The following is a 25620-nucleotide window of genomic DNA, read 5'->3' as shown; positions in this document are numbered from 1 at the left end:
CCGATAGTGTTGTTGGGTGACTTCCACTCTGCTTTCCCAGCTCACCACGGCCGCCGTCGGAGGCCCGGCCGGTGCCTTCATCGAGGCCCGCACCGAGGCTGAGATCATCAACGCGGTCCGCATTGCGGACGCATCCGGCGAACCGCTGCTGATCCTCAGCGGCGGTTCCAACCTGCTGATTTCCGACGACGGGTTCCCCGGCACCGTCGTCAGGATCGCCTCAGAAGGGTTCACCGTCAATGCGGAGGATTCCTGCGGCGGCGTGGCTGTGGTGGTGCAGGCCGGGCACAACTGGGACAAGCTGGTGGAGCACGCGGTCCTTCATGCGTGGTCGGGGATCGAGGCCCTCGCGGGCATCCCGGGCTCTACCGGGGCAACTCCGGTACAGAACGTGGGCGCTTATGGCTCTGATGTTTCCCAGACCATCGCCGCAGTCCGCACCTGGGACCGCCAGCGGAACGCCGTGAAAACCTTTACAAACTCGGAGCTGAAGTTCGGCTACCGCGACTCCATCCTCAAGCAGACCACCGTCAACGGCTCACCCCGCTACGTGGTGCTCACAGTCGAGTTCCAGCTGCCGCTGGGGCGCATGAGCGCACCGGTCCGGTACGCGGAGCTGGCCCGGTCGCTGGGCGTGGAACAGGGAAAGCGCGCCTACTCCACCGACGTGCGCCGCGAAGTGCTCCGGCTGCGGGCTTCCAAGGGCATGGTGTGGGATCCCGAGGACCGGGACACGTACTCTACGGGTTCGTTCTTCACCAACCCCATTGTCCCGGCCGAGGTCGCTGCGGCTCTTCCCGAGGGGGCGCCACGTTATCCGGCAGGCCAGGACGGGTTGGTTAAGCTCTCCGCAGCCTGGCTGATCGACCAATCAGGCTTCAGCAAGGGCTTCGGCCTGGAGCCGGGCAGCGTCAGCGGGGGCCGCGCGTCCCTGTCCACGAAGCACACCCTCGCCATCACCAACCGCGGCTCGGCCAGCGCGGCGGACGTGGTGGCCGTGGCGCGCGAGGTTCGTTCCGGCGTCGAACAGCGCTTCGGAATCAAACTGCACCCGGAGCCGTTGCTTATCGGCTTGGAACTGTAGCCCGCGCCTCGTCAGGTTCTCCGTTCCGGGCCCCCTTTGAGGCGTTGCCGAGTCCCATCATGGCGGAGGCCCAGCCGGCGCTGGCCAGGTACAGCCCCATAAACAGCCAGACGAGGAGGCCGGGGGCCAGCGGGTTGGCGATAGCGGCCATGACGCAGGTCCCGAGACCCCCGGCGGCGATGGCGAGGGACAGGACCCAGAGGACCTTCCCGGACCGGGGGTGCTGGTGCCAGTCACGGATGATGTGCAGGCCGTTCCGGTTTACGCTGATGCCGGGAAAGAGTACCGCGTAGCCGCCGCCCAGGCTTAAGGCGAGGGGTGGAAGGAGCAGCAGAGGGTCAGAACGCCCGCTAGCCAGGAAGGCGGACAAGGAGGCCAGCCCCAGGCCCGTTCCGGCCAGGACAGACACTGTCCCGCCAGTCATCCACCGCTTCGTTCTTAAATCAAGCAACTGCCACAAACTCCCCAAAGTCATGCTTCTACCCTAGCCGTCATGTCGGCGGGCGAGTACGGAGCCTAGGATGGGCCCATGGCTGCGAGGGTGGGAAACCGACTTGACCGCCGGAGCATGGGCAGGCTGCGGCTGGCGTCCCAACGGCTGGTGCCGCTTCAGGCCACGCCGCCGCCGGTGGTACCTGATGTCGCCGCCTCCGTGGCGGAGACGGTCCGGTGGATGACAGCGATGCAGGCCCAGGATCTGCAGGCCGCCCTCTGGGCTGTTGGCGTCAGGGTTCCCGGAGCGCGCCTGGGCGATGTGCGGTCCGCCCTCGATTCGGGTGCCGTGGTGCGGTCGTGGCCGATGCGGGGAACCTTGCACCTTGTAGCGCCGGAGGACCTGCACTGGATGCTGGACCTCACCGCAGAGCGCCTCACGAAGAGCATCGCCGCCCGGCACCGCGAACTGGGCATCACGTGGGCTGACATAGAGAAGTCCCGCGACATCGCACTGGAGCGGGTTGCCGGCGGCGGGGCTGCCAGCCGTGCGGAGCTCTTCCAGGCTTTCGACGACGCCGGGCAGGCAACCCAGGGCCAGCGGGGCATCCACATCCTGGGGACATTGTGCAGGCATGGCTGGCTCGTGCAGGGGCCGCTGGCCGGAAACCAGCAGTTGCTTGTGGACTTCGAGAGCTGGATCCCGGTGTCGCGGAAATTCGAACGGGAGGAGGCGATCGCCGAGTTCACGCTGCGCTACTTCCGGAGCCACGGCCCCGCGACTATCCGGGACTTCGCCTGGTGGACGCAGATTCCCCTGACAGAGGTTCGGGCGGCGTTCGAGGAGATTAAAGACCAGTTGGTGGAGCTCGAGTTTGAGGGCACCAGCTACTGGTTGTCCCCGGAGGCAGCGGCACTGCTCGGCGGCGGTGTACCCGGCCAGCGGTCCGTCCTCCTGCTGCCCGGCTTCGACGAGTCTGTGTTGGGTTACACGGACAGGAGCCTCGTCCTTAAACCGGAGTATTTCAACAGGATCGTCCCCGGCGGCAACGGCATCTTCAAGAAGACCGTGGTGGCCGGGGGAGAGGTGATAGGCACATGGGCGCGGGAAGGCACAGGCCCGCGCGCCGCCGTCGTGCCCGAGCTCTTCGACGAGACAAAGCCCCTTGGGGTAACAGCCCAGGCTGCCTTCGCCCGCGCCGCCAAGCGTTACCTGGCGTTCCTCAACGCCTGACAACAAAAGCGGCCCTGCCCCGCGCGAGCGGTCCTGCCCCGCGCGAGCGGTCCTGGGCAGGACCTTCAGACGGGGCAGGGCCGCTCGTGAGCAGCGGAAGGGCTAAAGGTTTCCGGTGGCGATGTTGAGCATGCGGCGCAGCGGCTCGGCGGCGCCCCAGAGGAGCTGGTCGCCCACCGTGAAGGCGCTGATGTACTGCGGGCCCATCTCCATCTTGCGGATGCGGCCTACGGGGATGTCCAGGGTGCCGGACGCTGCCACGGGGGTCAGCTCCGCCATGGAGGCTTCCTTGGTGTTCGGGACCACCTTGGCCCACTGGTTGTCCTCGGCCAGGAGCTTCTCGATCTCGGCGACGGACAGGTCCTCGCGGAGCTTCAGGGTCAGCGCCTGGGAGTGGGAGCGCATGGCACCGATGCGGACGCAGAGGCCGTCCATGATGACCCGGTCCTGGTCGGAGGTGCCGAGGATCTTGTTGGTCTCCACCCCGGCCTTCCACTCTTCCTTGGACTGCCCGTTGCCCAGGTCCGCGTCGATCCAGGGGATCAGGGAGCCGGCCAGGGGGACGCCGAACTGGGTGGCGTCGATGGCTGACCGCTGGTGGGCCAGGACCTTGCGGTCGATGTCCAGGATGGCCGACGCCGGGTCGTCCAGTTCTGTGCTGACCTCGGCGTTGAGCGTGCCGAACTGGCTAAGGAGCTCCCGCATGTGCCGGGCGCCGCCGCCGGATGCGGCCTGGTAGGTCATGGAGGTGCCCCATTCGACCAGGTTGTTCTTGAACAGCCCGCCGAGGCCCATCAGCATGCAGGACACGGTGCAGTTGCCGCCGATGAAGTCCTTGGTCCCGTTAACCAGGCCCTTGTCGATAACGTCGCGGTTGATCGGGTCCAGGACGATGATGGAGTCGTCATTCATGCGCAGGGTGGAGGCGGCATCGATCCACAGGCCGTCCCAACCCCCGCTGCGCAACTCGCCGTGGACCTGCTTGGTGTAATCCCCGCCCTGGGCGGTGACGATAATGGGCAGCTTAGCCAGCGTGTCGACGTCAAACGCGTTCTCAAGCTCGCCTGCACCCTCAGCGAAAGAAGGCGCGGCACCTCCCGCGTTGGAAGTGGAGAAGAACACCGGGTTGATGTTGGCGAAGTCGCCCTCGTCCTGCATGCGCTGCATGAGGACGGAACCGACCATGCCGCGCCATCCGACCAGGCCGACGGAAGGGGTAGCTGCTGTAGTCATTCGTACAGTTTAGTCGCCGGTACTGGCACAGCGCAGTCGGTTACGTCACTGCCCACGTTCCGGGTGTAGCCACCGGCGGTTCACTGGGACACATTGCCTGCGCCTGGCTCCAGTGCCTGCCGCTCTTTCCGTAGCTTTTTGGCACGGTACTCGTCCCTCGCCATACCGAAGGTATACAAAACTCCAAAACCTCCTAGCGCGGTGAGAAACAGGGCGCCCCAAAAGGGCGGCTCGCCGCGGCCCATAGGCGCTAGCAGTACTACCAGGGAAAGAACGAGCAGGAGACCCATCACCGTGGTGAGGATTCCCATTCCCCGCCAGGTTCTGACCTGCGCTTGGCCCCGCCCGGGCGAGAAACCGATCTCGTCAGCGGAATAGCTGTGGAGTTCACCGGCATCGGTCCTTCGCAACACCCGCTTCTCGCCACGGGCGAGCGCTTCCTTGTGCTCGGCGTACACGGCCTCGTTGCGCCGCTCAGCCTCCCGATCGAAAACCATCGGCAGGTTGCACCCTTACCAGTCGAATTGCTTGGCTGTTGGTTCCGGAATTCCGCGCTCTGCGCGCAGGCGTTTGGCCTTGGCGGCGACTCCGGCCATTCGGGCAGCATAGAGCACGCCGCCCGCGCCGGCCACGGTCAGGATCAAGGCACCCCACATGGGATCCTGGCCTCTGCTGGTGGGTCCGGCCACCAGCAGTACGGAGAACACCGACAATGCCGCGAGGAACACAGCCATCACCAGGAACCCGCCTGCGGACCGTACCTGCGGGTGGGAGCTTGCGGTTACCACGCCGAGTTCGTCCTGCGCATAGCTGTGCAGCGCGCCATCCACCGTACGGAACAGGACACGTTTTTCTCCGCGCGCCAGCGCCTGCTCGTGAAAGGTACGGACCTGATCGTCCGGTGTGAATGCGCTGCCGGAAGTATTGCCCGGATTGCCGTTCTGCATGCTAGTCCTGTCGAATCAATCGGATGTGGTCCAACACCTGGTCGTCGGTGAGGCCAGAAATTTCGCGGATCGGCTCGGAGGGGGCATCAAGGCTGCCGTAGCCCACTATCCAGCCTTCCCCACCCCGTTTGACCAGTAGTTGCTTGCCGTCGGCACCCTGGAACAGGCGGATGGTGGCTCCGCCATCGGGGTTGTCTTCAAGATGCTTGCGGACAATGAAGAAGTTGGCTTCTGCAGGGGTGGTATCCGGACGCTGCGCCATCGCGAACCAGCTGAGGTAAGCCCTTGGCTGCAACAGGATCCGGTACTCGGGTGACTCGACGGACAGGACGTTGTCCACGGAGCCGGCGGTGAGGAGGTTGATCTGCACCAGCTTGTCCGCCTCCGTGAGGGCATGGGTAACGGCCGCCACCGGACCGTCGACGGAGAGTTCCCTGTCCCCGCCTACGCTGGCGGCGCCACGGGCCACCAAGGACGAAGCGCCCGCCGAAAGCAAAGAGGCATCATCGAGTTCGCCCTCCAGCCGAAGTGCCTTCGCCGAGGCATTGGCTGCAGGGCCGCGCCGCAGGTTCAGGAGCACAAGGAGTTCGGCGAAGCCAAAACCGATCGCGTCCGGAAAGCCTTGGCCAGCGCTTGAGGAATGGGCTGTGGTTGTTTCAGTCACTGGTTCTTCTCCTCAGTTCTCAGAAGCCGAAAAAGTCGCCGACGGCGTCCACACCGTCACTGATGGCGCCGCCAACGGCCTCGGCTCCATCGGCGATCTTATCCCCGACGTAATTCACGGAATCATGGATGACGGGGACGTTGTCATAAAGGGCAAGGGCACCACTGGCCACCATGCACGCAGTACCAGCCGGCGGCGGCAGGAACGAGCCGGCGCCCAACAGGGCTTTGGTGGTGGAGTAGGCGGCGGAGCCGTAGTCGCCCTCCTGGAAGTTGTTATAGGCGTCCATGCTGTCCAGGCCGACGCCCACAACGCCCAAACCCTTGCTGAACCCATCGAGGTACTTGAAGGCGGTGGATCCCTCGGCGAGGTTCAGGATTTCGTGGAACTTGCCTTCAAACAGGCTGTTGGACAGGTTGAAGAACTTGCTGAATTCGTTGGAATTCTGGAAGGCCCGCCATGCTGCCGGATCCAGGAAATCGGAGATGCGCGACTTGTGCAGCATGGCAGCGATGTCGAACACGCCGGCCCGAATGTTCGGGAACGCTTTAGTGAGGCCGTAGATGTCCCATCCGTCACGGAAAGGCGAGTCGGGGTCTGCCAGCCAGTCGGGACCCCAGGGGTTGTTGCTCCCCTGGCCGGGGACTTGCCCGCCTGGTCCGTTGCCGCCCGGTGCCCCGGCGCCCGTATTGCCGGCCCCGGCGGTCGCACTCGCTTTTTCCTGCTCGTCGGCATGCGTCAGCAGCAGTTTGGACTCCTGCTGCAGGCGCATGGCCGTCTTCTGCAGAAGCGTCCGGTGGCTGCTGTTCCAGTCCGACCGGAAGCGCGAGGCGTCCTGGCCTTTCCAGGCCGTACTGTTGTTGATGTGGCCGCTCAGTTGCTGCGACTGCTGCTGCAGCTGGTCAGCTGCCTTGCTGAATTGCCGCGCCAAGGTGCGCAACTGCTCGACGTCGGCACCCCACAAAGTTCCTGCCATCCGGCATCCCCCCAATATTGTCCAAACAGCAGTCCCTCAGGCTGCAGGCTTCAGCCTATGCCAGTAGGCGACTAGCCGCGATGGGGTGACCTCCCCATGCGCCGCGGCCACACGCCACCGGGGGCTAGCTGCGTTTGGACTCCTCCAGCACAGCGGCCTTCCGGGCCCGCAGCGCAAAGAACGCCCCGAACGCGAACGCCTGCGTCACCACCACGAGCACGATGGCGCCGGCGATCTTGTTGCCGCCCAGGATCATGGTGAACCCCACGATGGCGGACAGCAGCGCCAGCAGGGGGAGCAGCATGTAGCCCAGCACAAAGAGGGTTTCCGGTTTCTTTAACATGCCTAGCCTTCAGTCCTTGACCATTTGGTGAATCTGTAGCGTGTTCCGTTGGCAGCCGTCAGCCAGCCGTCCGGCGGGACAGAAGCGGCAGCCACCCAGCTCGTGCCAAGCTCGGGCGCAAAGGTATCGCCGTCGGCATCGACGTCGATGGTGGTGACCACCGCGACGTTGGCGAGCTCGGTGGACTGGCGGAAAATTTCCCCGCCGCCCAGGATCCAGACGGTTCCGCCGCCGTCGACGAACTGGGACTCAAGGAGGGCGTCATCAAGGGAGGAAACCACGACGGCGCCCTCCGCCTCGGGCGTGTCGGCCCAGCTTTTTTGCCGGGTGACCACAATGTTCGTCCGGCCGGGCAGGGGGCGGTACTTCTCGGGAAAGGACAGCCAGGTCTTGCGCCCCATCACCACGGGGTGGCCCGTGGTGAGCCGGTTGAAGTGCTTCAGGTCCTCCGGCAGGTGCCAGGGCATGTCCCCGTCCTTGCCGATCACGCCGTCCGAAGTTTGCGCCCATACGAGCCCCACGCCTGTCACGGAAGCGGCCAGCTCCTCGGTAAAGGACTGCGGATCGGTGAAGTTTTCCGTGCTCATACGGCGATCGGGGCCTTGATGGTGGGGTGGTGCTGGTAGCCGACCACCTCGAAGTCCTCCAGCGTGTAGTCGAAAATCGAGGCCGGCTTGCGGGTGATCTTCAGCTGCGGGTACTCGTACGGTTCGCGTTCCAGCTGTTTGAGGACCTGGTCCATGTGGTTTTCGTAGATGTGGACGTCACCGCCGGTCCAGACGAACTCGCCTGGCTCGAGTCCCACCTGCTGGGCCACCATGCAGGTGAGCAGTGCGTAGGAAGCGATGTTGAACGGCACACCAAGGAACATGTCCGCGGAGCGCTGGTACAGCTGGCAGGAGAGCTTGCCGTCCGCCACGTAAAACTGGAAGAACGCGTGGCACGGCGGCAGGGCCATATCGTGCAGTTCGGAAACGTTCCAGGCGGAGACGATGTGCCGGCGGGAATCCGGGTTGGACTTCAGGTTGTCGATGAGCTCCGCGATCTGGTCGATGTGGCCGCCGTCGGGGGTGGGCCAGCTGCGCCACTGGACACCGTAGACGGGTCCCAGGTCGCCATCGGCATCAGCCCATTCGTTCCAGATGGTTACACCCTGGTCCTGCATCCACTTCACGTTGGTTTCACCGCGCAGGAACCACAGGAGCTCCACTGCCACGGACTTGAAATGAACCCGCTTGGTGGTGATCAGCGGAAAACTCTTCCCCAGGTCAAAGCGCATCTGGCGCCCGAAAACGCTGGTGGTTCCGGTTCCGGTGCGGTCCGACTTGTGGGTGCCGGAAGCCAGGACATCGCGCAGGAGGTCTTCATAAGGCGTTGGGATGCTCACCCCTCAAGTCTATCCGCCGGGCGGGACCAGCCGGCGTTGCCGCTCAGTCCCTCCTCAGCCGGCCGCGCAGCAGATCCAGCAGGACCTCGTCGGTCAGCCGGGCCTCCCGCCCCGCTTCGATGTAACGCTCGACGGCGGCTGTCACCGTTTCCGGGACCCTTCCGCGTGTGCCGGAGCTCCCTTGGGGCGGTCCGGCAACAACGGTGCCTCCCCGCCGTCGTGCTTCAACGACACCCGCGGCCTCCAGTTCCTTGTAGGCCCGGGCAACAGTGCCAGCCGCGATGCCAAGATCAGCTGCAAGGCTGCGGACGGTGGGGAGGCGGGTTCCCGTGGCCAGGGCGCCCATTGCCACCAGGGAACTGATCTGTGAGCGGATCTGCTCGTACGGCGGGACTGCCGACCTCAAATCGACCGTGATGCCAGCGCTCACGGGGCAGCTTGCCCCACCGGCTGGCGGCCCGCTGCAGGAGTGCGGGCGAAACCACGCACGGGAATTACCGCGATCACCACACCTGCCGCAGCAAGCAGGGCGCCGACTGCGCCCGACGCCTCCCAAAAACCTGCCCATGGCGTCGGGTCCAGGCTGATTGACCGCCGGACAGCGAAGCCGGCGGACAACAGCAGAACCCCGGCCTGCACTGTGAAGCAAGCCGCAAGTGCCCTCACCACCCGGTGCACAGTGATGGCACGGAGGGCTGCATCGAGTCCCGGAACTACTGGCGGGATGCTGTGCCGTGCCTTGGCTGCCGCAAGCGGGAGTACGGCCGGGACCGCCGCTGCCGCAGCTGCCCAAGCCGTACTCCGCCACGACGGCGGCACCTCCAGTGCTGCTTCAGCAACCGCAGTTATGACAGCCACCGCCACCAGCAAGGTGAGGGCTGTAATTCCGGTGGTGAGCAGCGCCGGGCTGACAGGTTGCCGCGGCCAGATGCGGGGTGCATCCGGCGTTCCGTGATTGCGATGCATCAGCACTTCCCCCGCGGCCGTGACCATCAGGACTGCCGAGGCAGCGATTGCCACCACCAGGGCGGGGTGCCCCGTCACCGCTCCCGGAATGAAGAGCGCCACCACGGGGGGAACAAGGGCGGCCAGTCCAAGTGCGGCGCCCAAAGACACGGAAAGCCGGGTGGCCGGTTGGGTCGCAGCGGAGGACTCATGGGATGGCGGCAGGCCGTCAGCCGCCCTTTCGCCCGGAAGCTTGGGCGGGGCCCACCACCACATAACCAGCAGGACAGCCAGCCCAACCGCCCCTGCAGCGTTCGTCCAGGCGCCGGAAGCAACGGAAGGATCCGGCCGCGCCGCATGGTTTCCCGCGATAGCGGCCAGCCCGGCGGCGATAGTGGCCACGGTTCGAAGCAGCCGGTTCATGGCTATGGTCCTGAGCAGGTCGTTCTCGTGCGGAGTCAGCGGCTCAAGCTGCCTGCGCCGGGTGATGAGCTCAAGCACCAGCCACGTCCCGGCGGCCAGGATAAGGAGGGCAGGTCCGAGGTAGGAAGCCAGTTCAAGGCCCGGCACCCTGCCGTCACCGCCATATCTGGTGTAGCCGTTGACGGGGTCGGGGCTCGAGCCGTAAGGGACCGGTGCGAAGCCGGGAAGCGTCGCCACCCAGCCGATCTGCGATGCAGCTGCGGCAAAGATTGCCAGCACGGTCCAGGCGAGTGGCCGGGGCAGGAAGTCCCGTACCCGCCGCACCTCGAGCGTCGCCAAGCGACGCGTCAGGCGCGGGCCGGGGTAGCTCAACTGGCCGATAACGTGAACGGCCAGGCAGCCCAGCACTGGCCAGGCGAGGGCAGGGATGATGCTGCCGGGATCGGCAGGCGGGCTGGCGGTTGGACTGGCGGGAAGGATGCCGGCGTTTCCGGCGGGCTGCAGCGAGCTGACCAGCCAGCCCATGATCCCCACCCAGAAGGCGTGCTGCGACGCCGTGGTGGCCGATGCGCCCCCTCCCGGCTGCCAGATCACCCACCGGAGCGCCAGGTAAGTCCCTGCCGCGAGCAGGAACGGCCAGAGCGACACCATGGGCGGGACATTAGCGAAGACAGCCACCACATCGGAACCAGGCACATTTCCCCCAAGATCATGCATCAATGTACTAAGTGTTTGATACAGAGTTTTGCGGGTCAAGTGCGGCTGTCACCGCGGGAGTCAGTCGTCGAAGGGTTTGAACTGCTCCACGGCAACAATCCTGTTTTTCCCGCCCGGAGCCACATGGCACACCACCAGTTCGCCGGGGGACAGAAACGGTTCCTCGGCGGGCAGGAGGGCGCCCAGATGTGCCGGCATGTGTTTGGCCAGCTGCTCGAATACGGTGGGCAGAGCCGGCCGGTGGGTGCAGACGGCCACCGCGCGCTGCCTCTCGAGAACGGCTTCGATCACGGCCGCTGTTTTCTTGGGGCTTCGCTGATGCCGGTGTTCGGTGAGGGCTTCCGCCAGCTTGACCTTTGCTCCGCTTGCCTTCGCGTAGGGAGCCACGGTGGCGACACACCGGAGCCACGGGCTGGTGACAACACGCGGCGGCTTCCACGCCTGAAGCAGCCGGCCGACCGCCTGCGCCTGTCGCATTCCGGTGGCAGCCAGGGGCCGCTCGCCTTCGGCCTTGCTCCAGGACGAGCGCGGCTTCGCTTTTGCATGGCGGACCACCAGCAGGGGCCAGGTGTCCAGTTCCCCGCGCTCATGGGCGTCCCGCAGGTACTCAAGGGGTTCCACGTCGGAGGGGTTGGACAGCAGCCGGGCCGCCTTTTCCGGGGCACACCACATCACACTGTCCACCTCTTTGCCGTCCGGGACCAGCCTGTCGCCGTTGACCTTGACTGCCCAGTAATGCACCACCTTCAGGCCGTTTGCCACGTGGTAGTGGATGGGGGGCAGCGGTCTGCCCAGTGCGGCGATGAGCCCAATCTCCTCCCACACTTCGCGGATGGCGCATTCGGGGATGGTCTCGCCGTCGTCAATCTTGCCTTTTGGCCAGGACCAGTCATCGTACCGGGGCCGATGGATCAGCAGTACCTCAAGCGTGTCCTTATTGACGCGCCACGGCAGCGCCCCGGCAGCCGTGACGGCTACCGGTTCGCCTGGGTGGTCTGTCTGGTCTGCTACGAGTGCGTCGCTCGACAAAACCGCGGCCCTTACCGTCGGCTCAGGCTGCGTTGCCGCGGCCGAGACGCCAGCAGGAAGGACTGAACGTCCTCAAGCGGCCTGCCGTCGTCGGCCAGATGGTGACGCGACCAGTTCCCTTCGTTATCGAGGTGCCAGCTTGCAGTTTCCGGGGTCATGTAGCGGCGCAACAGGTCCAGGACGTAGGTGATGTCATCGGGTGCTGCCAGCTGGACCAGGGCCTCAACCCGCCTGTCCAGGTTGCGGTGCATCATGTCCGCCGAGCCGATGTACACCACGGGACTCCCGCCGTTCGCGAACGCGAACACCCGGGAGTGCTCCAGGAACCTGCCCAGAACGGAACGGACCGTGATGTTGTCGCTGAGTCCAAACACCCCCGGGCGCAGCGAGCAAATGCCGCGGACGATGACATCCACCTTCACCCCGGCCTGGGACGCACGGTACAGCGAATCGATGATGGCCTCATCCACCATGGAATTGACCTTGATCTGGACGCGGGCCGGGAGCCCGGCGCGGGCGTTCCGGATCTCCGTTTCGATCCGGTCGATCAGCCCCGAACGCACCGAGCGAGGAGCAACCAGAAGCCTCTTGAACGTGGACTTGGGCGCGTAGCCGGAGAGCTGGTTGAAGAGCTTGGAGAGGTCCTCGCCCACCTGTTCGTTGGCTGTGAGCAAGCCCAGGTCCTCGTAGTAGCGGGCTGTGCGGGGATGGTAGTTGCCCGTGCCGATGTGACAGTACCGCCGCAGTCCGTCCACTTCCTGGCGCACCACCAGCGAGAGCTTGCAGTGCGTCTTCAGGCCCACGATGCCGTACACCACGTGCACGCCGGCCTGTTCAAGCTTGCGGGCCCAGGAGATGTTCGCCTGCTCATCAAACCTGGCCTTGATCTCCACCAGGGCCAGGACCTGTTTGCCTGCCTCGGCGGCATCAATGAGCGCATCCACAATGGGGGAGTCGCCCGAGGTGCGGTACAGGGTCTGTTTGATGGCCTGGACCTTCGGGTCCGCCGCCGCCTGCTCCAGGAAGGCCTGCACAGAGGTGGAAAACGAGTCGTACGGGTGGTGGAGCAGGATGTCGCGGCGGCGCATCGCGGCGAAGACGTTGGCGGCCTTGGAGGTCTCGGACTCGTTCAAGTACCGGGAGGTATGCGGAACGTGCTTGGGGTAGTGCAGGTCGGCGCGGTCGATGCCTGCAATGACTGAAAGGCCCCGAAGGTCCAGCGGGGCCGGGACCGAGTACACCTCGGATTCCTCAACGCCCAGCTCGCGGATCAGCAGCGCACGGATGTTGGGGTTGATGTCATTGGTGACCTCGAGCCGGACGGGCGGGCCGAAGCGGCGGCGAAGAAGTTCCTTTTCGAGCGCCTGCAGCAGGTTCTCGGCATCGTCCTCTTCAACCTCCACGTCCTCGTTCCGGGTGACGCGGAAGGTGTGGTGCTCAAGGACCTCCATCCCGGCAAACAGTTTGTCCAGGTGGACGGCGATGACTTCCTCAAGCGCGATGAAGCGGGCCACCCGGCCTGCCACCGCGCCGGCACGCGGGCCGTCGATGGAGATGAGCCGCGGCAGCTGGTCCGGCACCTTGACACGGGCGAACAGTTCCTTGTCGCTGACGGGGTTCCGCACCACGACGGCCAGGTTCAGGGACAGGCCCGAAATGTAGGGGAACGGGTGTGCCGGGTCCACCGCCAGGGGCGTCAGGATGGGGAACACCTTTTCGGCGAACATCTGGCTGAGCTGCTGCTTGGCGGCATCATCCAGTTCGTCCCAGTGCATCAGGTGGATGTGCTCATAAGCCAGGGCCGGGCGGATCTGTTCTGCGAAGACCTGTGCGTGGCGCTGCTGGAGCCGGTGGGCTTCCTCACCAATTTTTTCCAGCACTTCCACCGGGCTCAGGCCTGCGGGGGAGGGGACAGCCAGTCCGGTGGCGATGCGCCGCTTCAGGCCGGCCACGCGGACCATAAAGAACTCGTCCAGGTTGGACGCAAAAATGGAGAGGAAGCTGACCCGTTCCAGAAGGTGCAGGGAAGCGTCTTCGGCAAGTTCCAGGACCCTGGAGTTAAAGCTGAGCCAGCTTAGTTCCCGGTCCAGGAAGCGGTCCGGCCGGATGTCACCCTCGGGTTCCAGGTTGGGCGCGAAATCCGGAATGTCGATCCGGTCCTGCGTGGCCCGCGACGCCGGAACCTCCGAGGAGCCGAATCGGGCGCGCACGGGGACTGGAGTCTCTTGGGACGTGGCTGCTCCGGATGGTTCCGGGTTCATGGCATCTCCTTTACCTGGCGCTTCAATGAGGCCGTATCCGGCCTGCGCGGTTCTGTTTCAACCTTACAAGCAATCAGTAACCGGGGCCCTTGATTTGTCGCCGGCAGGCGCTTGCGTCAGGGGATTGGACTAACCTGCCGCCGGGCCGTACATCACATCCATGTCCCAGCGCGTGAAGCCCAGCCGCCGGTACAGGGAAACCGCGGGGGCGTTGTCGGCGTCGACGTACAGCATGACGGCGTGCAGCCCCAGGTCCTGCAGGTACTTGATGCCCGCCACCGTCAGGGCCTTGCCCAGGCCCGACCCCTGGGCTTCCGGGGTCACGCCCACTACATAGATCTCACCGATCGCGGGGTGGGATCCGTGGCTCGGGTGCACCTTGGTCCAGTGGTAGCCGAGCAGCCGGTCGTTCCCATCGACGGCAAGGAGGAAGCCTGCGGGGTCAAACCATTCCTCAGCCATACGGGCATCGAGGTCGGCACGGGTGAGGCTGCCCTGCTCGGGGTGGTGGGAGAACGCTGCACGGTTGGCAGTAAGCCAGCCGTCCTCGTCCTGGCCGGGCACAAACGTCCGGATGGAGACGCCGTCCGGAAGGACGACGTCGGGTAGGTCCGCTGCCGCCGTCGTCATCCGCATCTTCCACAGCTCGCGCACGGGCACGTAGCCGTAGCGTGCGGCAAGATCCGCAGCTGCCTCATGGTTTCCGTGCGACCAGGCTTTCAGTCCCTGGAGTCCGCGCTTGTCCTGGAGGGCGCCCACGAGGCGGTCGGCGACACCCTGGTTGCGGTAGCTGGGATGCACGGCTATTTCGACCACGCCGCTGCCGTCCGCTTCTTCAACCACCGCGGCGAACCCTGCAAGGTCCTGGCCGGAGGAGGGATCAGAGTCCTCATCCGGGGCATACAGGGCAAGCGTGAGAACCTGGTGTTCCGCGGAATCGCCGGCGCGCATGCTGATGAGGGTCTGCTCCGATATGGAGGGATTGCCGTCCGACTCTTCCGCCGCAGCCAGCAGATGGCTGCAGTCCTTCAGGAGCTGCCGGTCAACACCGCCTTGAACAACATGGACGGGCCACTTCTCAGGGTGTGCTGGAGTCATGAGGCAAGGCTATACGGGATCAACGGATACCGGACCGCGGTCGGCCCGGCTCAGGCTTCCGTCAGCTCGTCTTCCTGCTGCCGCACCAGGGTGAGCCGGTAGCCAACGTTGCGGACAGTGCTGATGAGGTTTTCATGGTCGGCGCCGAGCTTGGCGCGCAGCCGCCGGACGTGGACGTCCACGGTACGGGTGCCGCCGTAGTAGTCGTAGCCCCACACTTCGGTGAGCAACTGCTGCCGGGTGAACACACGGCCGGGGTGCTGTGCCAGGTACTTCAGGAGCTCGAATTCCTTGAACGTCAGGTTCAGGGGAGCCCCGTTTACACGGGCGGTGTAGCTCGCCTCGTCGATAACGACGCCGGCGGCACGGATCTCGGACGGAGCGTCGTCCTGCTCGGGGATGGCCCGGGCGACGGACAGCCGGATGCGGGCCTCCACCTCGGCGGGGCCGGCGGATTCGAGCACGATGTCGTCCACGGCCCAGGCGGAAGAGACAGCGGCCATGCCGCCTTCGGTGAGGATCAACACCAGCGGGGCGCTCAGCCCGGTGGCCTTGAGGAGTTGGGTGAGGGAACGGGCCCCCACCAGGTCCTTGCGGGCGTCCAGCAGCACGATGTCGCAGGGGTCCGTTTCCAGCAGGGCGGTGGGCTCGGCGGGGAGGATGTGGACCCGGTGGTTCAGCAATTCCAAGGCAGGCAGGATGTCCACCGAAGAACCAGTGCTGTTCGTCAATAACAGGATGTGCGACATTGTTCCTCCAAGGGCCGTCCGCGCATCGTTGGGCGACTGAACCGGATTCTCACCGGCAGGTACTGGCTCCCTGCCCCGGTTTGGGACTCTGCCGACAGCAGGGGTCCGGCCACTTCAGCAGGGAACTTAGCTGAGCTCCGAGTATACCCGGCGGCCCCGAAGCTGGCACTGGTCCGGCCCTGATCAGGGGACGTTTTGCGACATAAGCCGTTCACATAAGGCAGGATTGTGGCAGGGCCGGATGCCCTGCCACTGAGGGCGGACCGCCTTCCAAGGTCAACGCAGGATGGGATGCAGCGCAGTGAGTGCACAGACTAAGCCCGGGCCGGGATCCGTATGACGGCGGAACTGCAGGCGCCGGCGCGCTCCCTGGGCTCGTGGACCATCGGCGTGGTGGGCATCGCCGGGCTGGCTGCGATCATCGCCGGGGTTTACACCTCCCGCGAGGCCCTCGTCGCTGTTGCTGTGGCCAGCGCGGCCGCCGTGGGCATCGGTTGGCCCCACTTCCTTCGGATTCCCGCCAAAAAGACACTCGCGGCGGTAATTGCCCTCGCTGGGGCCGGCTCTGCGCTCGCCGCCGCTTACGCCCCCGCTCCGGGCTACCTGGACTGGACGCCGCCCTTCATCGCCCTGGGAATCATGGCTGTCTTCGTGGTGCAGCTCATCCGCGGAACGGGGCAGGCCCAACGGCTGGAGTCGACGCTTGGCTGCTCGGTCGGAGTGCTGCTGGCCTGCCTCGGCGCGGGCTGGATCGCCGGTGCCCGGTTCAACGGGGTAAGGGAGATGCTGCTGGTGGCAGCCATCAGCGCGGCAGTAGCCCTGATGGCCTGCTTGATCAGGTGGCCGGACAGCATCATCGCCCCCCTGGGCATCGTCCTCGCCGGACTGGCCGGTCCGCTCGCTGGGCTGGTCCTCTCCGACATCACCGTCCTGCCGGCGGCCATTTTTGGTGTGGTGGTGGGCGCGGTCCTGGTCAGCTTCCGCCGGCTCGTGACGCTCCGCGGCGCACCGCTTAATGTTCCTGCTGCCCTTAGCATGGGGCTGGCGCCCGTCTCCGCGGTGGGTTCCCTGGCTTACTTCATAGACAAACTACTCATCTACTAACGGGTTAGGATGGCATCATGTCCGTACTTGCTTTTGAAATCTTCTTCCTTGTCCTGCTCGGCATCGCCAGCCTGTCCATGGCGTGGTTTGCCGGCTTTGTGGTTTACCGCCTGTTCAAAGGCCAGAAGTAGACCCTTTCCGGAGCTAGCAGTTTCCCGAGGTATTTGCTGTGCCGATTGAGATTCCCACAGACCTGACCCCAGAACTTGTCCCGCTTTCCTGGCTCATTGGTGAGTGGGAGGGCCGCGGCCGTTTGGGCACCGGGGACGAGGACTCGGAACACTTCCTGCAGCACGTGTCCTTCACCCACAACGGGCTGGCTTACCTCCAGTACCGTGCCGAGAGCTGGTTGACGGACGACGACGGCACGCGCCTGCGGCCCCTGACCGTCGAGACCGGCTTTTGGGCGCTGGAGCGCAAGCAGCTCGACGCCGACGGCGGCCCGGGCCTTATTCCGGCGGACATCGTTCCTGCGTTGAAGAGTGCCGATGAGGTGGAGGCCCTCCGCAACAGCGAGGGCGGCTTCGACATCTCCGTGTCCATCTCGCATCCCGGCGGGATTTCCGAGCTGTACTACGGGCAGATTAAAGGACCGCAGATCCAGCTCACCACGGACATGGTGATGCGTGGGAGCCACTCCAAGGACTACAGCGCCGCCACCCGCATCTTCGGGCTGGTGGACGGAAACCTGCTCTGGCGGTGGGACGTCGCCGTCGGCGGCAAGGAAGGCAAGGGACTGGAAGCCCACGCCTCCGCCTTCCTCAAGAAAGTCTCCTGACCTCGCCGGTCCGGACGAATGAAAGCGGGTGGTGGCACATGGAAGATCCGCAGAGCGTACCTGCCTCCGGGAACCGCCGGGACTACAGCGACCTGAAAGCCGTCTTCTTCAACGGCACCCTGAAGAGATCGCCCCAGACGTCCAACACCGACGGGCTGATCAACATCAGCCGGCTCATTATGGAAAAGCAGGGTGTCAGCACCAAGGTGATCCGCACCGTGGACCACGACATTGCCAGCGGCGTTTACCCGGATATGACCCAGTACGGCTGGCCCTCCGACGAATGGCCCACACTGTTTCCTGCGGTGGAGGACGCGGACATTCTGGTGGTGGCCGGGCCCATCTGGCTCGGTGACAACTCCTCCCAGACCAAAAAGCTGATCGAACGCCTCTATGCCCACTCCGGCGAGCTCAACAGCAAGGGCCAGTGGGTCTTCTACCCCAAAGTGGGCGGCTGCCTGATTACCGGCAACGAGGACGGCATCAAGCACTGCGCCATGAACATCCTCTACAGCCTTCAGCACATTGGCTTCAGCATTCCGCCCCAGGCGGATGCGGGCTGGATCGGAGCCGTGGGTCCCGGCCCGAGCTACCTGGACGAGGGCTCGGGTGGCCCCGAAACCGACTTCACCAACCGGAATGTCACCTTCATGACCTGGAACCTCCTGCACCTTGCCCGGATCCTCAAGGACGCCGGCGGTTATCCGGCCCACGGCAACCTCCCTAATGAGTGGGCGGCAGGAACCCGGTTCGATTTCGAAAATCCCGAATACCGATCCCCAACGGCTCCCTAACCTCGCAAGGCCGCACCGGCTCCCTGCCCTCGCAAGCTCGGGCCGGGGCCCTCTCCGGAGCGGTTCCACGGCCAGGGAACCCTGCGGTCGTGGGCCCTGGGCCCGCGAGCCCGTCGCGCCGCCGGAATACACACTGACTAAAGGACGTTGCCCCCAGTATGACTACTCCCAGCCCCCTGCTGTCGCGCCCTGGAGCCGTTGAGGCAACCGGCGCGGACGCCGGCGTTGCTTCCCACTACGGCGAGCCGCTGCGCGAGCAGCGCGCACTCGCGGCCGGTACCGCCGTCGTCGACCTTTCCCACCGCGGCGTTGTCACGGTCACCGGGCCGGACAGGTTGAGCTGGCTCAACACGCTGTCCTCGCAGCAGGTGACCGGCCTCCAGCCGGGAGAGTCCAGCGAGCTGCTCCTCCTGAGTGTCCAGGGCAGGATCGACTTTGACGCCCGGGTGATTGACGACGGCGTGACTACCTGGCTGCTCGTAGAGGCCGCCGAAGCAGCACCCCTTGCGGAGTTCCTGAACAGGATGAAGTTCATGCTGCGGGTGGAAATTGCTGACGTCTCCGCCGACTGGGCGGCTGTGGGGAGCACCAAGGCAGTTCCGGAATGGGCCGGACTGCTGGTGTGGCAGGATCCCTGGCCCAACGTGGCCCCGGGCGGCTACTCCTACGCCACCGTCCCCCCGGCAAGCCATCCCGGGCTGGAGCGCCCCTGGTTTGAGTACCTGGTTCCGGCCGCGGAACTGGAACAGACCATTGAAGGGCGGCAGCTGGCCGGTGTCCTCGCAGCGGAAGCGCTGCGGCTCGCGGCCTGGCGCCCCCGCATCGGTGCTGAGACGGACGACAAAACCATCCCGCACGAGCTGGACCTGCTCCGCACGGCCGTCCATCTGGCCAAGGGCTGCTACAAAGGCCAGGAAACCATCGCACGCGTGCACAACCTTGGGCACCCGCCGCGCCGGCTCGTGTTCCTCCAGCTGGACGGATCCCAGCACACCTTGCCCCAAGCCGGAAGCCCTGTGCTGTCAGGGGAGCGGAAAGTCGGGACTGTTACGTCGGTGGCCCAGCACTACGAGATGGGGGCGGTTGCCCTGGCAGTCATAAAGCGTTCCGTGGGCGCAGATGAAATACTGACAGTCCTGGACGGCGAGGAGCCTTATCCTGCCGCCCAGGAACTCATCGTTGCCCCGGACGCCGGCCAGGTGGTAGGGCGCCAGACCGGATTCCTCAAGGGGCCACGCTAATGACAGACAACGCCGGAAACGACTTAAGGCAATCGAACGCTGCGCCGTCCGACTCTCCCGCGGCCCAAGGCGGGCCCGACGACGAGGCGTTGGCTTTGGCACACACGCTCTTCCAGGCGGCAAGGGAAGGCGACACGGCGCTGCTGCGTGCATACCTCGACGCCGGCGCTCCCGCCACCCTGACCAATTCCGCCGGGGATTCCCTCCTGATGCTGGCCGCCTACCACGGCCACGCGGAGACCGTTCAGCTCATTTTGAAGCACGGAGCTGAGGCCGACACCGCAAACGACCGCGGCCAGACTCCGCTCGCCGGGGCGGCGTTCAAGGGCTACACCGATGTTGCCCGGGTCCTGCTGGATGCCGGAGCCGATCCGGACGCCGGTTCGCCGTCCGCCCGCGCAGCTGCCCAGATGTTCGCGCGCCGGGAGATCCTGGATCTCCTGGGCTGATACCACCGGGTCCCGCCCGGCAGATGACCACCTGACGAAGGATGACCCAGTGGAAAACGTAGCAAGGCCATGGCCGGCCCTTTGGTCGCTGGTGATCGGATTCTTTATGATCCTGATCGACAGCACCATCGTGTCCGTGGCCAATCCGCGGATCATGGAAAGCCTGGATGCCGACATCAACTCAGTCATCTGGGTCACCAGCGCCTACCTGCTGGCCTATGCCGTGCCGCTTCTGGTAACCGGCAGGCTCGGAGACCGGTTCGGGCCCAAGAAGCTCTACCTCCTGGGCCTGGTGGTGTTCACCCTGGCTTCGCTGTGGTGCGGGCTGTCCGGTGATGTCCAAACCCTGATCGCCGCCCGTGTGCTGCAGGGCCTCGGCGCAGCAATCATGACACCCCAGACCATGGCTGTCATCACCCGGATCTTCCCGCCCGACAGGCGCGGAGCCGCCATGTCCATTTGGGGAGCCACCGCCGGTATGGCGACGCTTGTCGGGCCCATCCTGGGCGGCGTCCTGGTGGACTCCCTCGGTTGGGAGTGGATCTTCTTTGTCAACGTACCCGTTGGCATCGCCGGCTTTATCCTGGCGCTGCGGAACGTCCCCACGCTCAGCACCCACCCGCACAGGTTCGACATCCCCGGCGTGGTGCTCAGCGCCGTCGGACTCTTCCTCCTGGTCTTCGGTATCCAGGAAGGTGAGACCTACAACTGGGGCACCATTATTGGGCCTGTCAGCGTATGGGGCCTAATCATCGCGGGCCTGCTGGTGCTGGCTGGCTTTGTGGTGTGGCAGGGGTTCAACAAGGGGGAACCGCTGTTGCCGCTGGGGCTGTTCCGGGACCGGAACTTTTCCCTCGCCAACCTGGGAATCACCATGGTGGGCTTCACCGTGACGGCTTTCGGCCTGCCCCTCATTTTTTACTACCAGATGGTCCGGGGACTGACCCCTACGCAATCAGCCCTCCTGATGGTGCCCATGGCGCTGATTTCCGGGGGCCTGGCGCCCGTGGTGGGGAAGATCGTGGACCGGGTGAATCCAAAGTACCTTGCCGCCGCCGGCCTGACCCTGATGGCCGTGGCACTGGCCTGGAACGCCGTCCTGATGCAGCCGGACACGCCCATCCTGATGTTCCTGCTGCCGAGCGCCATCCTGGGCTTCGCCAACGCGGGCATCTGGGCGCCGCTCAGCACCACCGCAACCCGCAACCTGCCGGCCCGCCAAGCCGGTGCCGGCTCAGGTGTCTACAACACCACCCGTCAGTTCGGGGCAGTGCTGGGCAGCGCCGCCATCGCCGTGCTGATCCAGGCCCGGCTCGCGGCCGAGCTCCCCGCGGGCGCACCAGGCGGGGCCGCAGGCGAGGGCATGCCCCTTACCGGCACCCTGCCGGACGCCCTGCACAGCGGATTCTCGACGGCGATGGGGCAGTCCATCCTGCTGCCCGCCGGTGTGATCCTGGTCGGCGCCGCCGTGGCCCTGTTCTTTGCGAAGCCCCAGCCGGTTCAGGGCTGGGGCGGCAGCAAGCCTGCTTCGTCAGCCAAGGTGGACGCTGGTTTGGATTCCGCCGGCTGAGAGGCCGAGCTTGCGGGCCAGCGCCAGGGATCCGGTATTGCTGACATCTGTCCGCCACTGCAGCGTGAGCCCTGCGGACAGCGCTTCATGGGCCGCGATGGACGCAGCGAGTGAACCCAGGCCCCGGCGTCGCCACTCCGGATCCACCAGGACACCCAGATGCGCCAGCAGGCCCACCCACTCTGAGTAGGCCCCGCAGGCCAGGGGTACGCGGCGGCCGTCAATCTCATGCACGATGGTGTATCGGTTTTCGAGGTCCGAAAGACCAACCTCGTTGACGTCGTCCGGCGGGCAGCGGCCCTCCAGCTCAATGGCCTCCGGGTTGCCGTGCGAAACGGTCATCTCTTCCGATGGCTGCTTCAGGGGCAGATCGTCCGCGAAGAACAAAGCGGCAGCACCCAGGCCGTGGCCGCCGTGGGACCGGGTCAGCGTCAGGAGCGTGACGTGCTGGGCCATCTCCGCATCCGGAATGCCCGCAGCGGCGTCAATAACCCACTGCGGACCCACGAGTGCCGAACTGCCAAAGAGCCGCACGAACTCCACGGTCCGCGCCGATTCGTCCGCCCGGACAATGCGCTCCCCGGAGGCCAACGCAGTTCCGAAAGCGTCGTCGTCGAGTCCCAGGCGCCGGGCCCAGGCAAGCTGGATGATGGCGGCAGAACCGGGGTCAAGTGTCATGCTTCCAGCCTAGGGCGGGCAGGGAGCCCAGCCGAACAGGACACCTTGGCTGCGCGAAACACCTCAGCCGAACAGGACGGCGGCTTCGTCGTACCGGTTCTGCGGAACAGTCTTCAGCTGGCCCAGGGCTTCCTCGAAGCCCACGTGCTCGATGTCCGTGCCCTTCAAGGCGACCATGGTGCCCCAGTAGCCTTCCACCACGGAGTCGATGGCCGCCATGCCCAGCCGCGTGGCGAGGACGCGGTCGAAGGCCGACGGTACGCCGCCGCGCTGGATGTGGCCCAGGATGGTGGCGCGGGTTTCGATGCCGGTGCGGGCTTCAAGTTCCGGGGCGAGCTGGTCTGCGATGCCGCCCAGGCGGGGCCGGCCGAACGTATCGAGGCCGCGTTCGGAGTGCGGGGTTTCCATGTGCTCGGGAACGAATCCTTCGGCCACCACTACCAGCGGTGCGCGGCCACGGGCGTGGGCTTCCTGCACCCATTCGGTGATCTGCTCGATGCTGACCTTCTGCTCAGGAATAAGGATGGCGTGGGCGCCGGCGGCCATGCCCGCGTGGAGGGCGATCCAGCCGACGTGCCGGCCCATCACTTCGGCGATCATGCAGCGGTGGTGCGATTCGCCGGTTGTCCGGAGCCGGTCGATGGCTTCGGTGGCGATCTGAACGGCGGTGTCGAAACCGAAGGTGTAGTCGGTGGCGTCGAGGTCGTTGTCCACAGTCTTGGGAACACCCACGATCTTCAGGCCGGCGTCGGTGAGGCGCTTCGCCGCGGCCAGGGTTCCCTCACCGCCGATCGCGATGATCGCGTCAATGCCCAGCCGGTCCATGTGCGCTTTGATGACCTCGGGGCCGCCGCCGTTTTCGAAGGGGTTGGTGCGGGAGGTGCCCAGAATGGTGCCGCCCTGCTTTGCGATACCGCGGACCATGGTGCGGGGGATGTCGATGATGTCGCCCTCGACCACGCCGCGCCAGCCGTCAAGGAAACCCACGAATTCGTGACCGTGGATGGCAATGCCTTTAAGGACGGCTCCGCGAATCACGGCGTTCAATCCGGGGCAGTCGCCACCGCTGGTGAGAATTCCAATTTTCATGTCTCTGGCTCAAATCCTGGGAGAAGGTATACAGGCAGAGCGCCACGCTGAGCTCACATAGAGTCTAGTGCGGGGTGTGCGGTACGACACAAACCGGTTACATAAGGTCCCGCCCGGGGGATTGGCGCAACGCACGAAGGCCCCCGCTCCAAAAACGGAGCGGGGGCCCTCTGCTGACAGTCTCAGGGCCGGTCGATGGACCGACGGTCAAGGAAGGTCTGGAGCGGGATGACGTTCCGCTGGTCCGGCAGGACCACCCAGGCCAGGAGATAGAAGATGACGGCCGGGCCGGGCAGCAGGCAGAAGAGGAGGAAAGCGATGCGGACGAAGGCCACATCCACGTTCAGCTTCGCTGCGATACCTCCCAGCACCCCTCCGAGCCAGCGCTCAGGTCCGCGTTTCAGGCCAAGGCCCCTGACGATGCTGAAAAACTTGTCCATGGCTCAAGACTTCCCTGTTGTAGGACTGTTGTCACGTTTCCGGGCGGAGAGGAGGCCGCCGACCACCAGGGCCGCGCCCGCGCCGATCAGCAGTCCGATCAGGACGTAGGTCCCATTCAGGGTGATGATGCCCAACTGCGCGATGATGATCAGGGCGGCGAGGGCGAGGACGATCATGCCCCACACCACGGTTCCCACCCGGGCCCCCGAGGGAGGGGCAGAATCGGTGTGTGCCGCCGTCGTACTTCCCGGAACGTACGGGTCCGGAGTTTGGCTGCTCATGTCAGTTACCTTCCTTGATGGTGACGTTGCTGACGGTGCCGTCGATCTGGATCACCAGGTGGCTGCCGGGCTTGTCGGTGTTGTAGCTGCTTTCCCGCGTGGTGGTTCCGCCGCGCTGGCTTCCGCCTTCGGTCAGGTTGCCGAGGGTCATATCGGCCCGGATGTCCACGGGCACGGTGTCGGGAATGACCACCGTGACGTTGCTCGCTGTGAAGTCCAGCGGGACCACGACCTCGGACTGGAGCGGGGCGGCAAGGGTGAGTTCGGTGAGGTCAACGATGCCGCGTCCTGCCGTGATGTTCAGTCCGTCGCTGGCCTGCCCGATGCTCGTGGGCGTCCAGTCAACCTGCTGGAAGCGGACCCGGTCGCCGTTGTTGCCCACCACGTTGAAGATGCCGCCAATGATCAGGGCAGCCACCGCAAAGAACGAGAGGATGCCGGAGGTCCTGCCGCGCAGGCCCAGGATGAGGATCCCGAGGCCCAGGACCGCTGCTGCGCTGGCCCAGGCGATGGCGTTGTTGGAGTCGCCGAGGTCAATGATGTTCGTGACATCCAGCGCTTTCAGTCCCGCGCCCACCAGCAGGGCGCTGCCTGCAGCGATCGCGACGGCGGGAGCACCGGGACCCGCGGGCCGTACCTTGGGCGCGGGTGGGGGACCCTGGGGCTGGCGGGTGCCACCGGCACCGCCGTTGTTCCATCCACTGCCGGACCCGCTGCCTCCGTAAGGGCTGCCGGTGAAAGGACCGGTGCCCGCAACGTCCGAGTAAGGGGGCGTGGTTCCAGTGGAGGTTGCTGCCGAGTAAGCGTTGGTTCCGGGGTAGGCCGCGCTGCCGGGGTAAGAGGTGGTGCCGGGCCCGGCTGCGCTCGCCGGTGTTCCAACCGCCGCCTTGTTCCGCTGGGCCAGGTAGTAGATCAGGTAGATGGCGCCGCCGACCCAGAAGATGGTCCAGAGGAAGGAGCCGAAGCCGTGGTCGCCCCAGCCCCAGAAGCCGCCGCCCAGTCCGCTGAAGCCGAGGATGGTGGCGATCAGGGAACCGGTCATGCCGCTGGTCCAGCGGCCGGCGCCGGCTTCCTGGACGTGGATTCTGCCATCGGGCTCGGGCAGGAAGGCCCACGCCAGGCCGTAGACAAGCACCCCGATGCCGGCGAAGAGGGTGAGGACGATGAAGACACCCCGGACGATCAGCGGGTCGATGCCCATGCGCTGGGCGATGCCGCTGGAGACGCCGCCGATCCAGCGGTCCTGGCCGCGGGTAATTCCGTGGCTGCGGACCCAGCCGAAGAAGTCAGTCTGTTGGTGCGGCATTCCGGCGTATGCATAGCCGCCGGTGTTCTGGTTTGAGTTGCCTTGGCTGAAGTAGGGTCCGGCCGACGGCCCGGCGTTGGGCCCGCCGGAGCTGTCCTGCGCCGGGTAATCCTGGGTGGAATCGTGGGCGAAGTCCTGCGGGGAGTCCTGCTTGGACTCCGGCTCCGGGTTCTGGTCCGACGCCGCTGGGGAAGCAGGCGGCAGCAGGGGCTCTGTGGGGTGTTCGTTTTCCCGCTTGGGGAGGGGCTCCGTTGGCTGGCCGTCATCAGGGGTGGGGGTTTGCGAGTTCATACCTCGATCCTTCCGTCCGCGGCGGTTTGGCTCTACTGGGGGACACCCTGAACGGTCCCTGAGTGGCCCCCGGTTC

The 25620-nt window shown here is 65.6% G+C and carries 28 protein-coding genes; 8 read left to right on the top strand and 20 right to left on the bottom strand.

Annotated elements, in window-relative coordinates:
* The first annotated feature begins 16 nt into the window (after positions 1 to 16).
* Positions 17 to 1084 carry a UDP-N-acetylmuramate dehydrogenase gene (locus tag CXQ88_RS02640; protein ID WP_104042582.1) on the top strand — a complete coding sequence of 356 codons (1068 nt, stop codon included), beginning with the start codon at positions 17 to 19 and terminating at the stop codon, positions 1082 to 1084.
* On the opposite strand, the gene CXQ88_RS02635 is transcribed toward CXQ88_RS02640, so the two are convergent.
* On the bottom strand, positions 1065 to 1508 hold the full coding sequence (locus CXQ88_RS02635) for a hypothetical protein (protein ID WP_104042581.1): 444 nt from the start codon (positions 1506 to 1508) through the stop codon (positions 1065 to 1067). The two genes, CXQ88_RS02640 and CXQ88_RS02635, sit on opposite strands and share 20 nt — an antisense overlap.
* A gap of 105 nt (positions 1509 to 1613) precedes the next feature.
* On the opposite strand from CXQ88_RS02635, the gene CXQ88_RS02630 reads away from it, so the two are divergent.
* Positions 1614 to 2750 carry a winged helix DNA-binding domain-containing protein gene (locus CXQ88_RS02630; RefSeq protein ID WP_104042580.1) on the top strand — a complete coding sequence of 379 codons (1137 nt, stop codon included), beginning with the start codon at positions 1614 to 1616 and terminating at the stop codon, positions 2748 to 2750.
* A 102-nt stretch (positions 2751 to 2852) separates the two neighbouring features.
* On the opposite strand, the gene asd is transcribed toward CXQ88_RS02630, so the two are convergent.
* The 14 genes from asd to CXQ88_RS02560 all read right to left on the bottom strand — a co-directional run bounded on the left by asd (position 2853) and on the right by CXQ88_RS02560 (position 15522).
* Positions 2853 to 3983: an aspartate-semialdehyde dehydrogenase gene (gene asd, locus CXQ88_RS02625; protein ID WP_104042579.1), complete on the bottom strand. Its 1131-nt coding sequence runs from the start codon at positions 3981 to 3983 to the stop codon at positions 2853 to 2855.
* Positions 3984 to 4063: 80 nt separating this feature from the next.
* Complete coding sequence (locus CXQ88_RS02620) at positions 4064 to 4480, bottom strand: hypothetical protein (protein ID WP_104042578.1); 417 nt, start codon at positions 4478 to 4480, stop codon at positions 4064 to 4066.
* 15 nt (positions 4481 to 4495) lie between these two features.
* Positions 4496 to 4930: a hypothetical protein gene (locus CXQ88_RS02615; RefSeq protein WP_104042577.1), complete on the bottom strand. Its 435-nt coding sequence runs from the start codon at positions 4928 to 4930 to the stop codon at positions 4496 to 4498.
* A 1-nt stretch (position 4931) separates the two neighbouring features.
* Positions 4932 to 5594, bottom strand: a complete 663-nt coding sequence (locus tag CXQ88_RS02610; RefSeq protein ID WP_258061657.1) for a hypothetical protein — start codon at positions 5592 to 5594, stop codon at positions 4932 to 4934.
* A gap of 19 nt (positions 5595 to 5613) precedes the next feature.
* Positions 5614 to 6570: a hypothetical protein gene (locus CXQ88_RS02605; protein ID WP_181037382.1), complete on the bottom strand. Its 957-nt coding sequence runs from the start codon at positions 6568 to 6570 to the stop codon at positions 5614 to 5616.
* A gap of 124 nt (positions 6571 to 6694) precedes the next feature.
* Positions 6695 to 6913, bottom strand: a complete 219-nt coding sequence (locus tag CXQ88_RS02600; RefSeq protein ID WP_104042575.1) for an NF038396 family protein — start codon at positions 6911 to 6913, stop codon at positions 6695 to 6697.
* A 2-nt stretch (positions 6914 to 6915) separates the two neighbouring features.
* Positions 6916 to 7500, bottom strand: coding sequence for a dihydrofolate reductase (locus CXQ88_RS02595; protein ID WP_104042574.1), 585 nt, complete (start codon positions 7498 to 7500; stop codon positions 6916 to 6918).
* Positions 7497 to 8300 (bottom strand): thymidylate synthase, encoded by an 804-nt coding sequence (locus tag CXQ88_RS02590; protein ID WP_104042573.1) that lies wholly within the window; start codon positions 8298 to 8300, stop codon positions 7497 to 7499. The genes CXQ88_RS02595 and CXQ88_RS02590 overlap by 4 nt, the downstream gene beginning before the upstream one ends.
* Positions 8301 to 8343: 43 nt before the next feature.
* Complete coding sequence (locus CXQ88_RS02585; protein WP_104042572.1) at positions 8344 to 8730, bottom strand: GntR family transcriptional regulator; 387 nt, start codon at positions 8728 to 8730, stop codon at positions 8344 to 8346.
* Positions 8727 to 10364, bottom strand: a complete 1638-nt coding sequence (locus CXQ88_RS02580) for a hypothetical protein (RefSeq protein WP_258061656.1) — start codon at positions 10362 to 10364, stop codon at positions 8727 to 8729. Before CXQ88_RS02580 ends, CXQ88_RS02585 begins: the two co-directional genes overlap by 4 nt.
* A gap of 81 nt (positions 10365 to 10445) precedes the next feature.
* Positions 10446 to 11414: an NUDIX hydrolase gene (locus tag CXQ88_RS02575; protein ID WP_104042571.1), complete on the bottom strand. Its 969-nt coding sequence runs from the start codon at positions 11412 to 11414 to the stop codon at positions 10446 to 10448.
* A gap of 11 nt (positions 11415 to 11425) precedes the next feature.
* On the bottom strand, positions 11426 to 13675 hold the full coding sequence (locus CXQ88_RS02570; protein ID WP_104042570.1) for an RNA degradosome polyphosphate kinase: 2250 nt from the start codon (positions 13673 to 13675) through the stop codon (positions 11426 to 11428).
* 129 nt (positions 13676 to 13804) lie between these two features.
* Positions 13805 to 14773 (bottom strand): mycothiol synthase, encoded by a 969-nt coding sequence (gene mshD, locus CXQ88_RS02565; protein WP_104042569.1) that lies wholly within the window; start codon positions 14771 to 14773, stop codon positions 13805 to 13807.
* A gap of 50 nt (positions 14774 to 14823) precedes the next feature.
* Positions 14824 to 15522 (bottom strand): winged helix-turn-helix transcriptional regulator, encoded by a 699-nt coding sequence (locus CXQ88_RS02560; protein WP_104042568.1) that lies wholly within the window; start codon positions 15520 to 15522, stop codon positions 14824 to 14826.
* 336 nt (positions 15523 to 15858) lie between these two features.
* On the opposite strand from CXQ88_RS02560, the gene CXQ88_RS02555 reads away from it, so the two are divergent.
* The 6 genes from CXQ88_RS02555 to CXQ88_RS02530 all read left to right on the top strand — a co-directional run bounded on the left by CXQ88_RS02555 (position 15859) and on the right by CXQ88_RS02530 (position 21458).
* Positions 15859 to 16626, top strand: a complete 768-nt coding sequence (locus CXQ88_RS02555; RefSeq protein ID WP_104042567.1) for a permease — start codon at positions 15859 to 15861, stop codon at positions 16624 to 16626.
* 169 nt (positions 16627 to 16795) lie between these two features.
* The gene (locus CXQ88_RS02550; RefSeq protein WP_104042566.1) at positions 16796 to 17404 is read left to right on the top strand and encodes an FABP family protein; all 609 of its coding nucleotides are present in this window, start codon (positions 16796 to 16798) and stop codon (positions 17402 to 17404) included.
* 38 nt (positions 17405 to 17442) lie between these two features.
* Positions 17443 to 18198, top strand: a complete 756-nt coding sequence (locus tag CXQ88_RS02545; RefSeq protein ID WP_104042565.1) for a flavodoxin family protein — start codon at positions 17443 to 17445, stop codon at positions 18196 to 18198.
* A gap of 158 nt (positions 18199 to 18356) precedes the next feature.
* A complete protein-coding gene (ygfZ, locus tag CXQ88_RS02540) occupies positions 18357 to 19439 on the top strand; it encodes a CAF17-like 4Fe-4S cluster assembly/insertion protein YgfZ (protein ID WP_104042564.1) in 1083 nt (360 codons plus the stop codon).
* On the top strand, positions 19439 to 19888 hold the full coding sequence (locus tag CXQ88_RS02535) for an ankyrin repeat domain-containing protein (protein ID WP_104042563.1): 450 nt from the start codon (positions 19439 to 19441) through the stop codon (positions 19886 to 19888). The genes ygfZ and CXQ88_RS02535 overlap by 1 nt, the downstream gene beginning before the upstream one ends.
* A gap of 49 nt (positions 19889 to 19937) precedes the next feature.
* Positions 19938 to 21458: a DHA2 family efflux MFS transporter permease subunit gene (locus CXQ88_RS02530; RefSeq protein ID WP_104042562.1), complete on the top strand. Its 1521-nt coding sequence runs from the start codon at positions 19938 to 19940 to the stop codon at positions 21456 to 21458.
* On the opposite strand, the gene CXQ88_RS02525 is transcribed toward CXQ88_RS02530, so the two are convergent.
* From CXQ88_RS02525 to CXQ88_RS02505, 5 genes are all read right to left on the bottom strand, one after another.
* Complete coding sequence (locus CXQ88_RS02525; protein WP_104042561.1) at positions 21420 to 22136, bottom strand: GNAT family N-acetyltransferase; 717 nt, start codon at positions 22134 to 22136, stop codon at positions 21420 to 21422. The genes CXQ88_RS02530 and CXQ88_RS02525 overlap by 39 nt on opposite strands.
* A 63-nt stretch (positions 22137 to 22199) precedes the next feature.
* Positions 22200 to 23225 (bottom strand): ATP-dependent 6-phosphofructokinase, encoded by a 1026-nt coding sequence (locus tag CXQ88_RS02520; RefSeq protein WP_104042560.1) that lies wholly within the window; start codon positions 23223 to 23225, stop codon positions 22200 to 22202.
* A 182-nt stretch (positions 23226 to 23407) separates the two neighbouring features.
* Entirely contained in the window at positions 23408 to 23665 is a 258-nt protein-coding gene (locus CXQ88_RS02515) for a PspC domain-containing protein (protein WP_104042559.1), read from the bottom strand.
* A 3-nt stretch (positions 23666 to 23668) separates the two neighbouring features.
* Positions 23669 to 23947, bottom strand: coding sequence for a hypothetical protein (locus CXQ88_RS02510; RefSeq protein WP_104042558.1), 279 nt, complete (start codon positions 23945 to 23947; stop codon positions 23669 to 23671).
* Position 23948: 1 nt separating this feature from the next.
* Entirely contained in the window at positions 23949 to 25544 is a 1596-nt protein-coding gene (locus CXQ88_RS02505; protein WP_104042557.1) for a PspC domain-containing protein, read from the bottom strand.
* Between the last annotated feature and the right edge of the window lie 76 nt (positions 25545 to 25620).

The sequence above is a fragment of the Arthrobacter sp. ZGTC412 genome, from assembly GCF_002929215.1.
Classification (GTDB): Bacteria; Actinomycetota; Actinomycetes; order Actinomycetales; family Micrococcaceae; genus Arthrobacter.
This window is presented reverse-complemented; position numbering and strand designations above follow the sequence as displayed.